General features: G+C 70.7%; 14 protein-coding genes. 4 read left to right on the plus strand and 10 right to left on the minus strand.

The features are described 5' to 3' along the window. Positions 1-12: 12 nt before the first annotated feature. Positions 13-444 (minus strand): GFA family protein, encoded by a 432-nt coding sequence (locus tag FJ108_00940; protein ID MBM4334464.1) that lies wholly within the window; start codon positions 442-444, stop codon positions 13-15. A gap of 2 nt (positions 445-446) precedes the next feature. On the opposite strand from FJ108_00940, the gene efp reads away from it, so the two are divergent. Continuing rightward, positions 447-1,106 (plus strand): elongation factor P, encoded by a 660-nt coding sequence (efp, locus tag FJ108_00945; protein ID MBM4334465.1) that lies wholly within the window; start codon positions 447-449, stop codon positions 1,104-1,106. Here efp and thiD read toward each other — a convergent pair. From thiD to FJ108_00965, 4 genes are read right to left on the minus strand one after another with little or no spacing between them, the layout of a single operon-like run. Then, positions 1,085-2,233, minus strand: a complete 1,149-nt coding sequence (thiD, locus tag FJ108_00950; GenBank protein ID MBM4334466.1) for a bifunctional hydroxymethylpyrimidine kinase/phosphomethylpyrimidine kinase — start codon at positions 2,231-2,233, stop codon at positions 1,085-1,087. The genes efp and thiD overlap by 22 nt on opposite strands. Then, a complete protein-coding gene (locus FJ108_00955; GenBank protein MBM4334467.1) occupies positions 1,885-3,054 on the minus strand; it encodes a metallophosphoesterase family protein in 1,170 nt (389 codons plus the stop codon). Before FJ108_00955 ends, thiD begins: the two co-directional genes overlap by 349 nt. A 9-nt stretch (positions 3,055-3,063) precedes the next feature. Further along, complete coding sequence (locus tag FJ108_00960; protein MBM4334468.1) at positions 3,064-3,396, minus strand: cupin domain-containing protein; 333 nt, start codon at positions 3,394-3,396, stop codon at positions 3,064-3,066. After that, on the minus strand, positions 3,393-4,493 hold the full coding sequence (locus FJ108_00965; protein MBM4334469.1) for an Mrp/NBP35 family ATP-binding protein: 1,101 nt from the start codon (positions 4,491-4,493) through the stop codon (positions 3,393-3,395). Before FJ108_00965 ends, FJ108_00960 begins: the two co-directional genes overlap by 4 nt. Here FJ108_00965 and FJ108_00970 point away from each other — a divergent pair. Genes FJ108_00970 through FJ108_00980 form a run of 3 tightly spaced genes read left to right on the plus strand, consistent with a single transcriptional unit; the run spans position 4,492 to position 6,382 of the window. Further along, positions 4,492-4,935 (plus strand): MGMT family protein, encoded by a 444-nt coding sequence (locus tag FJ108_00970; GenBank protein ID MBM4334470.1) that lies wholly within the window; start codon positions 4,492-4,494, stop codon positions 4,933-4,935. The genes FJ108_00965 and FJ108_00970 overlap by 2 nt on opposite strands. A 2-nt stretch (positions 4,936-4,937) precedes the next feature. Next, complete coding sequence (locus FJ108_00975) at positions 4,938-5,360, plus strand: hypothetical protein (GenBank protein MBM4334471.1); 423 nt, start codon at positions 4,938-4,940, stop codon at positions 5,358-5,360. A gap of 2 nt (positions 5,361-5,362) precedes the next feature. Next, entirely contained in the window at positions 5,363-6,382 is a 1,020-nt protein-coding gene (locus FJ108_00980; GenBank protein ID MBM4334472.1) for an LLM class flavin-dependent oxidoreductase, read from the plus strand. A gap of 6 nt (positions 6,383-6,388) precedes the next feature. Here FJ108_00980 and FJ108_00985 read toward each other — a convergent pair whose 3' ends face one another. The 5 genes from FJ108_00985 to FJ108_01005 are packed head-to-tail and all read right to left on the minus strand — an operon-like array spanning position 6,389 to position 11,979. After that, a complete protein-coding gene (locus FJ108_00985) occupies positions 6,389-7,657 on the minus strand; it encodes a hypothetical protein (protein MBM4334473.1) in 1,269 nt (422 codons plus the stop codon). Further along, entirely contained in the window at positions 7,654-8,613 is a 960-nt protein-coding gene (locus FJ108_00990) for an alpha-L-glutamate ligase-like protein (GenBank protein MBM4334474.1), read from the minus strand. Before FJ108_00990 ends, FJ108_00985 begins: the two co-directional genes overlap by 4 nt. Beyond that, a complete protein-coding gene (locus tag FJ108_00995; GenBank protein ID MBM4334475.1) occupies positions 8,610-10,190 on the minus strand; it encodes a hypothetical protein in 1,581 nt (526 codons plus the stop codon). The genes FJ108_00990 and FJ108_00995 overlap by 4 nt, the downstream gene beginning before the upstream one ends. A 15-nt stretch (positions 10,191-10,205) precedes the next feature. Further along, positions 10,206-11,321 (minus strand): succinylglutamate desuccinylase/aspartoacylase family protein, encoded by a 1,116-nt coding sequence (locus FJ108_01000; protein MBM4334476.1) that lies wholly within the window; start codon positions 11,319-11,321, stop codon positions 10,206-10,208. A 58-nt stretch (positions 11,322-11,379) separates the two neighbouring features. Next, positions 11,380-11,979 carry a TetR/AcrR family transcriptional regulator gene (locus FJ108_01005; GenBank protein ID MBM4334477.1) on the minus strand — a complete coding sequence of 200 codons (600 nt, stop codon included), beginning with the start codon at positions 11,977-11,979 and terminating at the stop codon, positions 11,380-11,382. Positions 11,980-12,023: the final 44 nt, after the last annotated feature.

Raw genomic sequence — 12,023 nt, forward strand, 5'->3', positions numbered from 1 at the left:
GCGAGCGCGCGGCTACTCGGCGACGGTCTCGCCCGAGCCGCCGAAGTCCTTCGGGAAGTCCCGGAATTTTGGCAGGCCGTCGCGGACCGCGAGCACCTTCTCGCCGTAGTGGACGTGCAGCGTTGGCTTGAACGCGAATCCGCCGATCGTGCCGGCGGGGACGTCCACCATGCCGATCGCGGGGTGCCGGACCAGGACCGGGCTGCCGCAGCTCTTGCAGAACTGGCGGTGACTCGCCTCGGTGCGCTTGATCAGGCCCAGGTCGTCCGCGCCCTTCACGACGCGGACGCTCGCCGCGGGCCAGAGCGTCGCGGCGTGGATCGGCGCGCCGAGCCAGCCCCGACACGAGCTGCAGTGGCAGAACGCCTGGACCGCGGGCTCGCCGTCGAGCTCGAGCTGAACCGCGCCGCAGAAGCAGACGGTCTTGCGTGCCTGATTCGCCATCGATGCTCCTCCTCGGGTCGATGGCCCGGATTCTCCGTCGCGGCCCCTCGCGGGCGCAAGCCCGCCGGCTATCCTCCCGCCCCACGACGGGGGACGAGCCGGAGATGCAAGCCAACGAGCTGCGCCGCGGGATGAACGTGATGATCGACGGCCGGCCGTTCCGCGTGCTGGAGAGCGAGATACGCTCGCCGGGAAAGGGCCGCGCGTTCATCCAGGTGAAGCTGCGCAGCATCCTCGACGGCACCCAGCGCGAGATCAAGTTCTCGACCGCGGACCAGGTCGACGAGGCCGCGATCGAGTCGCGAGAGATGGACTATCTGTACTCCGACGCCGACGGCGCGATCTTCATGGACACCGAGAGCTACGAGCAGACGAGCCTGTCGGACGAGGTGCTCGGCGAAGCGAAGCCGTGGCTCGCCGAGGGAATGAAGTGCTGGGTCGAGACGCTCGACGGGCGCCCGATCGGAATCACGCTGCCGAAATCGATCGAGATCACCGTGCGCGAGGCCGAGGCCACCGTGAAGGGGCAGACCGCGGCGAAGTCGAGCAAGCCGGCGGTGCTCGAGAACGGCGTCGCGATCCAGGTCCCGTCGTTCGTCGAGTCCGGCCAGCGCATCCGCGTCGACCCGGCCGAGAAGCGCTACATCGAGCGGGTGAAGTAGCCCTCCGCGACGGCCAGACGCAGGATCGGCGCGCCCTTGCCGAGCGGCTGCGCGCCCGCGATCGCGCGCGCGACGAAGGCCTTCGCTCCGCGCACGGCGTCGAGAAGCGGCTCGCCGTGCGCGAGACGCGCCGCGATCGCGGCGGAGAGCGCGCAGCCGGTGCCGTGCACCGGGGCGCCCGCGATGCGCTCGCCGCGAAGCCAGGTGACTCCCTCGCGGGTCGCGAGCAGGTCGTCGGCCGGGCCCTCACCGTGGCCGGCCTTCACCAGCACCGCCTGCGCGCCTGCGTCCAGGAACGCCTGCGCCGCGCGGAGAGGATCGCTCTCTCCAGTCAGTGTCTCGGCCTCCGGAAGGTTCGGAGTCACCAGCCGCGCGCCGGCGATCAGCCGCTCGACCAGGCTCCTCCACGCGCGTCGCTCGAGCAGGTACGAGCCGTCGCTCGCGCGAAGCACCGGATCGACCACGCGCGGGATGTCGTCGTGGCCGTCGAGCACGTTCGCCACGCGCAGCAGCACGTCGTCCGACGCCAGCATTCCGAGCTTGATCGCCGCGGGCCGGATGTCGCCGAGCAGCGCTGTCAGCTGCTCGCCCACGATGTTCGGAAACACCGGCAGCGTGCGCTGCACCCCGCGCGTGGTCTGCACCGTGAGCGCAGTCGGGACCGCCATTCCGTGCACGCCGTGGAGCGCGAAGACCTGCAGATCCATCTGCAGCCCGGCGCCACCCGTCGGGTCGGAGCCCGCGATCGCTAGCGCGGTCGCCGCCGCGAGCTGCGTCGTCAGAACGCCTCCGACCCGGTCGGGAAGACCGGGATCTGTGCCGACCGCGCGAGCTCGAAGGAGTCGATCGAGCTGCCGGAAAGATCGTAGGCGTTCCAGACCAGCCTGCCGGGCGAGACGTCCATGATCGCGAAGTGGTGAACGGGTCGCGCGACCTCGATGAAGCTCCAGCCTGGAGGGATGAAGACGGTGTCGAGCGCGCCGCCCGCACCGCCCACGACGGTGTAGGTCACTCCGTTTCGCGCGCCGCGCTGGTAGCAGTGGGCATGTCCGCTGATCACCAGGTCGACGCCGAACTCCTCGAAGATCGGGACCCAGACGTCGCGGACGTAAGGCTCGCCGTCCCATCCGGGCTGGTCCCACAGATTCGTGTAGGGCGGGTGATGAGAGACCACTACGAGGAACTCGGCGTTCTGGGCGGCGGGCGAAGCGAGCTCGGCGCGCAGGTACTCGTCCTGCGCGGGAAGAACGACGTTCGACTCCATGAAGACGAACCGCACTCGGCCGATCGTCTCGGCGTACCAGTGCCCGTTCTCGGGCAGCCAGTGGTAGGCGAGCGCAGGGGGCGAGCCGCCGTCGTGGTTCCCGCGCGCGACCAGGACCGGGGTGCGCTGCCCCAGAGCCGACGCCGAAGCGAGCGGGTCGAAGTACTGCGTCTGCCACTCGGAGAGCACCGGACCGTTCTGAACGGTGTCGTCCGCGTGGCCGATCACGTCGGGCGCGAAGGGGACGATCTGCTCGAGCACCGAGAGGAAGGACGTGCCGGCCTGGTTCTGGTTGTCGGCGATCCACGCCATGCGGAAGCTCGAGTCGGCGAGCGGCGCCGTGCGCACCGGGTAGGTCGCGCTCGATGTCGCGCCGCTGCGCACGCGGTACACGTACGATGTCTCGGGGGCGAGCCCGGTCGCGACCGCGCGGTGGACGAAGCGATCGGCCGCGAGCGCGATCGTCTGCTGCGCGAGCACCGAGCGTTCCGCCGGGCTCGAGAGCCCGAGGTCCAGCGCGTTCACCGTCCCGACCGGGTTCGCGTCCGTCTCCCACTGCACGCGCAGCTCGTTCGCGCGGAAGCTCTGCGGCATCGGCAGCTTGGTCAGCGTCTGTGCGAGGGCCGAACCCGCGAGCGGCAGCAGGACGACGAGCGGCAACAGTCTGGAGACGACCGCGGGCACGCCCCGATCTTACGCGCTCTTTCCCGGCGGCGGGGCCATCAGCACCAGCAGGACCGCGCGCTCGCCGGAGTCGTTCGCGACCCCGTGCGACTCGCCCGACGGAGCGATCGCCGCCTCGCCGGCGGAGAGCGTTCGCTCCTCTTCGCCCACGCGCACTCGCGCCCGGCCCTCGGTCACGAGATAGACCTTGTCGCTGCCGGCGTGCGCGTGCGGGGTCTGGGACTGGCCGGGCTCCAGGCAGTACAGGTCGAGGAAGAACCGCTCCGACGCGAACAGCCCGACCTTCTTCAGCTTCTCGCTCGAGAAGGACCAGGCCGGCGCGTCCCAGCGCAAAACCTTCATCGGGGCGTGTTCACCCACTCGAGGTTCCCGCCGAGCACCGGCGGCGCCTCTGCGGCGAGCATCGCGAGCTTGCGCGCGACGATCCCGGCGATCGAGTGGAACTCGAGCGCGGCCGGCGAGTCGGGCGAGGAGATCACCGTCGGCCTGCCCGCGTCGCCCGCAGCGACCACGTCGGGCTGGAGCGGCAGCCGGCCGATCACCTCGGTGTCGAGCTCGTTTGCGGCGCGGTCCGCGCCGCCTTCACCGAAGAGTGTATGGCGCTTCGAGCAGCCGTCGCAGACGAAGAAGCTCATGTTCTCGACGATCCCGAGCACCGGCACGTTCACGCGCCGGAACATCTGCAGACCCTTGCGCGCGTCGATCAGCGACATCTCCTGCGGCGTGGTCACGATCACCGCGCCCGCGAGCGGCGCCGTCTGGCAGATCGTGAGCGCCGCGTCGCCCGTGCCCGGCGGAAGGTCGAGGATCAGGTAGTCGAGCTCGCCCCACTTCACGTCCGCGAGGAACTGCCGGATCACGCCGTGCACCATCGGCCCGCGCCAGATCACCGGCGCGTCCTCGCCAGCCAGGAATCCGATCGACATCAGCCGCAGGCCCTGGCTCTGCAGCGGCACGATCTTCTTGTCCGGCGTCACCTGCGGGCGCCCGCTGATCCCGAGCATGAGCGGGATCGACGGCCCGTAGATGTCGCAGTCGAGCAGGCCCACCGTCGCCCCGGTCCGGGCGAGCGCCGCGGCGAGATTCACGGAGACCGTCGACTTGCCGACGCCGCCCTTTCCGCTCGCCACCGCGACCACGTTCTTCACCTTGTCGAGGCCCTCGGGCCGCGCGGTGTTCGCCGATCCGCGCGTCTGCGCGGTCATCTTCACCTCGACCTCGCGCACGCCGGGGAGCCGGGCGACCGCCTCGCGCGCGTCCTTCTGGAAGCGCTCCTTCACCGGGCACGCGGGGGTGGTGAGCTCGATGTCGAACGAGACGCGCCCGTCGACGACGCGCACGTTCTTCACGAAGCCCAGGTCGACGATCGAACGTTTGAAATCCGGATCCAGGATCGGGCGAAGCGCGTCGAGGATCTCGCTCTCGGAGGGGCTGGCCATGTCTGTTCTCCCTGACGGGCTGCAGGGGTACCAAAGCATACTCCTACGTCAAGATTCCCGACGACGGCCCGATACGGCTAGAATCGCGCGCGGGGGAAACGGCTTGGGCGACGGCTCGTACCAGCGGATCTGGTCGGTGGTGCGACGCATCCCGCGCGGCCGGGTGGCGACCTACGGGCAGGTCGCGCGCGTCGCGGGGCTGCCCCGGCAGGCGCGAATGGTCGGCTACGCGCTACACGCGCTGCCCGAGCAGGTCGCGGGCTCGGTCCCCTGGCAGCGCGTGATCAACGCGCAGGGGCGAATCTCGGCGCGCGCGTTCCCGGGCAGCGAGGCGGTTCAGCGCCGCCTGCTCGAACGCGAGGGCGTCGCCTTCGATCGACGCGACCGCGTCGATCTCGACCGCTTCGGCTGGCGCGTCCGCACGCGCTCGCGGAGGGCCTAGACGTGGCCGAGCTCGCGGAGAGCGAGAGTCGTCTGCTCGGACGCCTCTTGCGCAGCCAGCGGCCGATGGCGATCGCCGGCGCGCTTCTCGCGCTGCTCGGGGCCGCGTATCTGGTCTGGGGCGTGGCGCGCTTCGACCCGATGGCAGATCCGCGCGAGAGCCCGGGCTTCGATTGGCCGGTCGCGCGGCTCGCGTTCCTGTTCGAGAGGGGGATGTCCAGCATCGAGGTCGCGGTGCCCGAGACGAAGGCCGAGGCGCGGCTGCTGCGGGCGCTCGCGCGGAACATGAACTTCTCTTCCGGCGTGATGGTGCTGCTGCTGCGCATCTTCTTCGGCACCATCGCGCTGGTGATGGGCTTCGCGATGGTCACCGTCGTGGTCGAGCGCGCGCGGCTGCTCGCGATGATCCGCCAGCTCAGGGAGTGAGAATGCCGCGACGTCTGCGCTTCGGGCTCTGGTACGACTTCCGCAACCCGCCGCGCTGGCATCAGGACCCGACGCGGCTCTACCGAGGGATCGTCGAGCAGTGCGTGCGCGCCGAGGCGCTGGGCTGGGACGACGTCTGGCTGAGCGAGCACCACTTCATCGACGACGGCTACACCCCGTCGATGCTTCCGCTCGCCTGCGCGATCGCCGCTCGCACGCGCACGATCCAGATCGGCACGAGCGTCCTGCTGCTGCCGCTCCACGATCCGCTGCGCGTCGCCGAGGACGCCGCCACCGTCGACGTGATGAGCGGCGGGCGCTTCCAGCTCGGCGTCGCGGGCGGGTACCGGAAGGGCGAGTTCACCGGCTTCGGGATCCCGTCGAGCGAGCGCGCCGCGCGAATGAACGAGGCGCTGCCGATCCTGCGCCAGCTCCTCGCGGGAGAGCGCGTCACCACCTCCGACGCGCGCTTCTACCGCTACACCGACGCGGATCTGCGCCCGCTTCCGGTGCAGAAGCCGATGAAGCTCTGGGTCGGCGGGTTCTCGGAGCCGGCGGTGCGACGCGCGGCGCGGCTCGGCGACGCGTACATCTCCACCGGCCCGATCGCGCCGCTCGCTGCGATCTACCGCGACGAGCTGCGCCGGCTCGGCAAGGACCCCGACGCGCACGAGATCGCATCGGGCATCACGTGGCTGCTGGTCTCGCGCGATCCCGAGCGGCGCTGGCGCGAGGCCGAGGCGCACTTCCTGTACCAGATCAATCTGTACGCGCAGTGGTTCGGAGAGGCCGGAATGCAGATCGCCGCGGTCGCGAAGAGCCGCGCGGACCTCGCCAGCCGCGGCGCGATGATCGTCTCGCCCGAGCAGGCGATCGAGGCGATCCGAAGCTATGCGGCCGCGCAGCCGATCACGCGCTTCTACGGCTGGACGCTCCCGCCCGGGCTGCCGCCCGAGTGGGTGGACGAGCATCTCGAGCTCTTCGCGCGCGAGGTGATCCCGCAGGTCCGCACGGTTTCCTGAGCCGGGCTACGGCACCTCGGAGCGGAAGAATGCGGAGAGGTCCTGCCCCGACACCTGCTGCGCCAGCTCCTGGACGCGCGCGGTGCTGACCGTGCCGCCCTCGCGGACCAGGAGCCGCGCGACGTCGTCCAGGCTCCGGGTCCGGTCGGTGGCCTCGCGGATGCGCTGGTCGAGCGCGCGCAGCACCGTCACCGCGCGCGCCGTGCCCGCGCCCGAGACGGTGCCGCTGCGCAGGTGAGCGGCCTCGGAACCGCGCTTCGCGAGCGACTGGTAGGCCTCTTCCATCCGCTCGGGTGACACCGTTCCGGATCGGCCGAGCGCCTGCAGCGAGTAGTACTCGGCCAATCCCTCGATCGCCCAGTCGCCGTCGGTGCCCGGCTGCAGGCGAAGCGCGGCGTGCACGACCTCGTGCAGGATCGGGCTGGTGCCGTCCTCGCTGATCAGCGGCCGGTGCGCGTGCAGGAAGAGCGAGCCGGGGCCCGAGAGCCCGCCGCGCCACATCGGGTCGCCGGCCGAGACGATCAGCACCCGGTCCGGAAGCGAGCCGAGCGCCTCGCGCAGCGTCGGAAGCGTCCAGCGCAGAAGCGCGAGCATGTCCTGGCGCCGGACCGACGCTCCGCGCGGACCGGCGATCGACATCTTCACGCCGGCGACCTCCTCGCGCACCACGCCGAGCAGCCCGGCGATCATCCAGCCGGTCGGCCGATCGAAGCGGCGCCGCGGGTGCTCGACGCGGTACTCGCCGCCGCGAAGCTTCGGGTACGGCGTCGCGATTCCCCAGCCCTCGGGAAGGCGCACGCGGAGCCGCGTGCGCGAGCGCGCCTCGTCCTCGGTGCTGGGGCGCGCGGGCGGCACCAGATCCTCTCCGCGAAAGATCGCCCAGGTCTTCGCGCAGCGCGCGTCGTAGCGGCGCGCGTCGCGCAGGTGGTCGATCCTGAACACGTAGTGCAGCTTTCCGCCGGCGCGCGGCGGGGTCCAGGTCAGGTGCGCGCCATCGGCGACGATCTGGCCGTCGCCGCGAAACAGCAGATGGCGCTGGGGATCGATGCGGAAGCGGATCCAGTCGACGTGATTCGCGCCGCGACCGAGCTCGAGCGTCACGTGCGCGGCGCGCTCGGTCGGCACGATCCGCGCGCTCACGTCGAAGTCGAAGGTCATCTGCTTCGCCGCTGCGGGCGGAGCGGCCGCCGGCTCTTTCGTCTGGGCGCGCGCGGACGCGACCAGAAGCTGTGCGGCCGCGCAGAAGACCGCGACCCACGGGGCAGGCTTGCTCAAGCTTTCCGTCCCTCGCGCGCCTCGCGCGCGATCTCGGCGCCGAGCGCGATCCGCTCGGGCCAGTTCATGGCCGGACGGACCCGCGCGTCGACCGCCTCGAGCCGCGGCAGGAGTCCCATCCGATTCGCGACCTGGATCGCGAGTCCGGGCCGGGCGTTCAGCTCCAGGATCAGCGGTCCGTGGTTCGCGTCGATCACCACGTCCGCCCCGACGTAGCCAAGCCCGGTCTGATCGCTCGCGCGCACCGCGATCTCGAGCGCCCGCGTCCACTCCGGAATCGCGCGTCCGATCACCGGCTCCTGCGTGTCCGGGTGCACCGGCACGGGCTTACCGCCGAGCACGGCGTGATTGGTGCAACCGGTGTCGATCTCGATCCCCGCGCCGACGGCGCCCTGGTGCAGGTTCGCGCGTCCGCGCGATCGCTGCGTCGGCAGGCGCGTCATCGACATCACCGGCACGCCGCGATAGACGATCACGCGGACGTCGGGAACGCCTTCGCTCGTGATCGCGACCAGCTCCGGGTGGACCTCGAGGCGCTCCTCGGCGAAGGCGACGTCGGGCTGTCCGCCGAGTGCGTACGCTCCCGAGATGATGCTCGCGGAGTGGTAGAAGAGCGCGCGCCGGTCGATCCACTTGCCGCCGGGTCGCCGGTACCACTCGCCGTCGCGCTCGAGCACCACGAGGATTCCGTTTCCCATCGCGCCGTGCGCGGGCTTCAGCACGAACGACGGGTAGGCGTCGAGCTCGGCCAGCATCTTGCGCACCTCGGAGTGCACGCGCGCGACCGCGAGCACGCGCGCCGTCGGAATGCCAGCGTCGCGGAGCAGACGCTTGGTCTCGAGCTTGTCGTCCACGCGCGGGTAGAAGCGCCGCGGGTTCCAGCGCATCGTGAACACGGAGTTGCGGCGGTTCATGCCGAGCACGCCCGCCTCGCGCAGCTTCGCGGCGATCGTCAAGGCACGCCCTCGTCGAGCTGGCGCGTGAACGAGCGGAAGCGCCAGAGCTCGGCCAGGCGGTAGCCGGTGTAGCCGCCGATCGCGACCAGCGCCCCCATCGCCGAGATCACGAGCTCGGGGAAGCCGAACATCAGATGCTCCAGCGCCTGGAGCCGGAAGGCCGGATAGATGCAGATCGCGATCAGCGTCGACGACGCGAGTCTTCGCACCGCCGCTCCGGGGCCCTCCTCGGCTGAGGTGATCGAGAAGCGCTCGATCAGCATCGTCAGGATCACGACCGGGAACAGGATGCTCGCGAACAGGTCCCGCACCTCGTAGCTGCGGCCGACCAGGGACTGCGCGGTGATCGCGAGCACGACGACGCAGAGCAGCACGCCCAGCCGCGGCACGAGCAGGAGCTGCAGCCGATCGAGGAAGAGCCGCGAGACGATGCCGAGCGCGATCACCGAGCCCACCAGCGACAGGCCCAGCGAGAGCGAGAGCTCGCGCAGCGCGAGCGCGATCAGGAGCGGCATGAAGGTTCCGAAGGTGCGAAGCCCGACCAGGTTCCGGAAGAACGAGATGATCAGCGCGCCGATCGGCAGGATCAGCAGGATTCGCAGCGCCTCCTGCGACCGGACCGGCAGCCGGTACAGCGAGACGGCGGCGAGCAGCGGATTGGTCGGCACCATGAACGACGCGACTTCCTTCGCGTCGAGCGACTCGCGCAGCACGCGGTAGCGAGAAGAGATCGCCTCGAGCCCGGTCTCCTCGATCAGCGCAGCGCTTCCCGATCGCAGCAGCAGCATGTTCGCGGGCCGCGCGCCGAAGAATCCCAGCGTCGGTGAGAGCGGAATCCAACGCCCGCCCACCCAGGCCTCGACCCAGACGGTCTCGCGCGCGTCGCGCTGGGCGTGGAGCCGCAGGCCGGCCGCCAGTCTGGCCGGGAATCCGGCTGCGCGAAGCATCGCGACGAGCAGCCGCGACTTTCCCAGCTGGCTGCCCTCGCCCGCCGAGAGCGTGAGCAGAGCGTCGGTGCTGCCAGTCGTGGCGGTCAGGATCTCGTCCGTCACGTAGCCCAGAAGCGTTCGCATCTGGCCGAGCGGGTCGTTCGGCGCCGGCGGCGCGATGTTCGCGACCAGCTCGCGGATCTCCGGGGCGTCGGCCGGAAAGCGCGACGACGAGCGGCTGAAGGCCGCGACGATCTCCTTGGGCGGCTTCTGCGCCAGGTCGGTCGGCAGCGGCGGGGGCACTTCCGCCAGCTGCACGCGAAACGCCTGCGAGATGCTGTGCACGCCGTCGAACGTTCCGCTCCAGACGCCGGTGCGCTGGCCGTCCTCGGTGCGGATCGTGAACACCAGCCGGTCGGAGGTCTGGCGCTCGTCGAAGATCTCCTGCTCGCCGTCCGAGCCCGGCAGCGCGACGCGCACGCTGCCGCGCGCGCCCGAACCGCGCGCCTCGATCTCGAGCTCGACGCGCCACAGGTTCTCGACGTTCGAGGGCAGGATCGGGAGCTGCAGGACCAGCGTCTTCCAAGCGAAGATCGACAGCCCCAGCGCCACGAGCACGCTCCCGGTGATGGCGGCTGCGCGGTTCACGCGCTGCGTTCCGTGCTAATCGGGTCGCTCCTCGAACTCCGTGCGCCCGACGCTCGCGCCCTCGTCCACGGTCGGCAGCATGGCGGCCGGCGGGTTCGCGCTGCCGTCCATCGGCTCGTCCGTCGCGATGTGGAACGCGGCGAAGCCAGGCATCACGAGCTGGTCGAGCGCGATGCCGATCACCCGTCCCTGGTGCGACGCGCGGATCGTGGACTTCTCGTTCGAGATCGGATCGAAGACGGTGCCCAGCACCTGATTCGCCTTCACCACGTCGCCGAGCTTGGCGCGCGACGCGAGAATCCCACCATCGTCCACGCGAATCCAGCGCGCGCGGTAGTACAGCGCGGGCTCCGGCGCCTCGCCGGACTTCGCCACCCGCATCCCGAGCTGCCCGAGCATGCGCTCGACGCCGCGCACGCCGCGCTCGATCTCGTCGGTCTGGAAGCGCATCGGCTCGCCGGCCTCGTAGGTGATCGCGGGAATTCCGGCTTCGCTCGCCGCGCGCCGCAGGGTGCCAAAGCGCCCCTCGTTGTGGATCGCGATCTCGCTGCCGAAGGCGCGCGCGAGCTTCAGGACCTCGGGCCGGCGCAGGTCGCCGCGAACCTGGGGAAGATTCGTGCGGTGGAACGATCCCGAGTGCACGTCGACCAGCGCGTCACAGCTTCGGATCACCCGCTCGAAGACCGAATGGGCGAGCCTCGCGGCGCTGGAGCCGCGGGGTCGTCCGGGGAAGAACCGGTTCAGGTCGCGCCGGTCCGGCATGTAGCGAGTGCTGCGCCGGAACGCGGCGAGGTTCACGATCGGAATCCCGATCAGCGTGCCCTTCAGCTCGTCGGGCTTGGAGCGGTCCAGCGAGCGCCGCACGACCTCGATCCCGTTCAGCTCGTCGCCGTGGATTCCGGCGGTGAGGCAGAGGACCGGACCGGGAAGCGTCCCCGCCACCACGATCACCGGCGTCGAGGCCTCCTCGCCCACGAACGTCTCCGAGACCGGGAGCGGCAGCCGCCGCTGGTCGCCCGGCGCGATCGGCTGACCGAGAAACTCGAGCCCCTGCGCACGAGCGGTCCCCGCCCAGAGGGTCAGGCCCGCGAGCGCGAGAAGCGCGAGGCGTTGGCTCCGATTCGCGTCCATTCGAAGGGCGGATTCCAGCCCACTTTCGCGGCCGCCGCCAGATCCCTCGCGCGCTCCGTCAGGGCTCGAGCAGGCGGAGGATTCCCTCTTTCAGCTCGGCTTCGCCCATGCTGACGCCCGTGTCCGCGAGGGACAGCGCCCCGATTCCGATCGCGATCAGAAGCGAGGCGGTCTGCCCGGGCTCGAGATCCCGCCGCACCCGGCCGTTCGCCACCAGGCCCGCGAGCCGCGAAGCCGCCCCGCGCATCAGCTCGGCGAAGCGTTGCTTCAGCTTGTCGGATCGGGCGATCGACTCGAGAACCCGGTGCGTGGCGACCGGAACGCTGCCGACCAGCGGCAGGTCGCGCTGGACGACGAAAGCGGTGAAGCGGCCGAGGGCCGTCTCGAGATCGCCCCCGACCGCCACTCCGACCATCCGGTCGAGAACTCCCGAGAGGACCCAGTCGGTGACCTCGACCATGAAGTCGTCGCGGTCCTTGAAGTGCACGTAGAACGCGCCGCGGGTGAATCCGGCTCGGGCGCAGATCCTGTCCAGACTCGGGGTGTCGAGGCCGTGCTCGATCAGCTCGAGAAGCCCCGCGTAGAGCAGCGCCTTGCGCGTCGCCTCCTTCGACTCGGCGCGGCTGCGGCGCGGCTCGACAGCCGCGTTCTCCTGCATCTGGTCGTCCCCTCGCAAGAATTCGCGGGATCTCGATCTAACAC

The organism is Deltaproteobacteria bacterium (genome assembly GCA_016875225.1).
GTDB lineage: Bacteria > Myxococcota_A > UBA9160 > SZUA-336 > SZUA-336 > VGRW01.

Excerpts from the sequence above, each read along its gene's own strand:
- thiD (MBM4334466.1), bottom strand. The coding sequence starts at position 2,233 with ATGGGACGGCGAGCCTTACGTCCGCGACGTCTGGGTCCCGATCTTCGA.
- FJ108_00960 (MBM4334468.1), bottom strand. The coding sequence starts at position 3,396 with ATGAAGGTTTTGCGCTGGGACGCGCCGGCCTGGTCCTTCTCGAGCGAG.
- FJ108_00980 (MBM4334472.1), top strand. The coding sequence starts at position 5,363 with ATGCCGCGACGTCTGCGCTTCGGGCTCTGGTACGACTTCCGCAACCCG.
- FJ108_00970 (MBM4334470.1), top strand. The coding sequence starts at position 4,492 with ATGTCTGTTCTCCCTGACGGGCTGCAGGGGTACCAAAGCATACTCCTA.
- FJ108_00965 (MBM4334469.1), bottom strand. The coding sequence starts at position 4,493 with ATGGCCAGCCCCTCCGAGAGCGAGATCCTCGACGCGCTTCGCCCGATC.
- FJ108_01000 (MBM4334476.1), bottom strand. The coding sequence starts at position 11,321 with ATGGACGCGAATCGGAGCCAACGCCTCGCGCTTCTCGCGCTCGCGGGC.
- FJ108_00940 (MBM4334464.1), bottom strand. The coding sequence starts at position 444 with ATGGCGAATCAGGCACGCAAGACCGTCTGCTTCTGCGGCGCGGTTCAG.
- FJ108_01005 (MBM4334477.1), bottom strand. The coding sequence starts at position 11,979 with ATGCAGGAGAACGCGGCTGTCGAGCCGCGCCGCAGCCGCGCCGAGTCG.
- efp (MBM4334465.1), top strand. The coding sequence starts at position 447 with ATGCTCCTCCTCGGGTCGATGGCCCGGATTCTCCGTCGCGGCCCCTCG.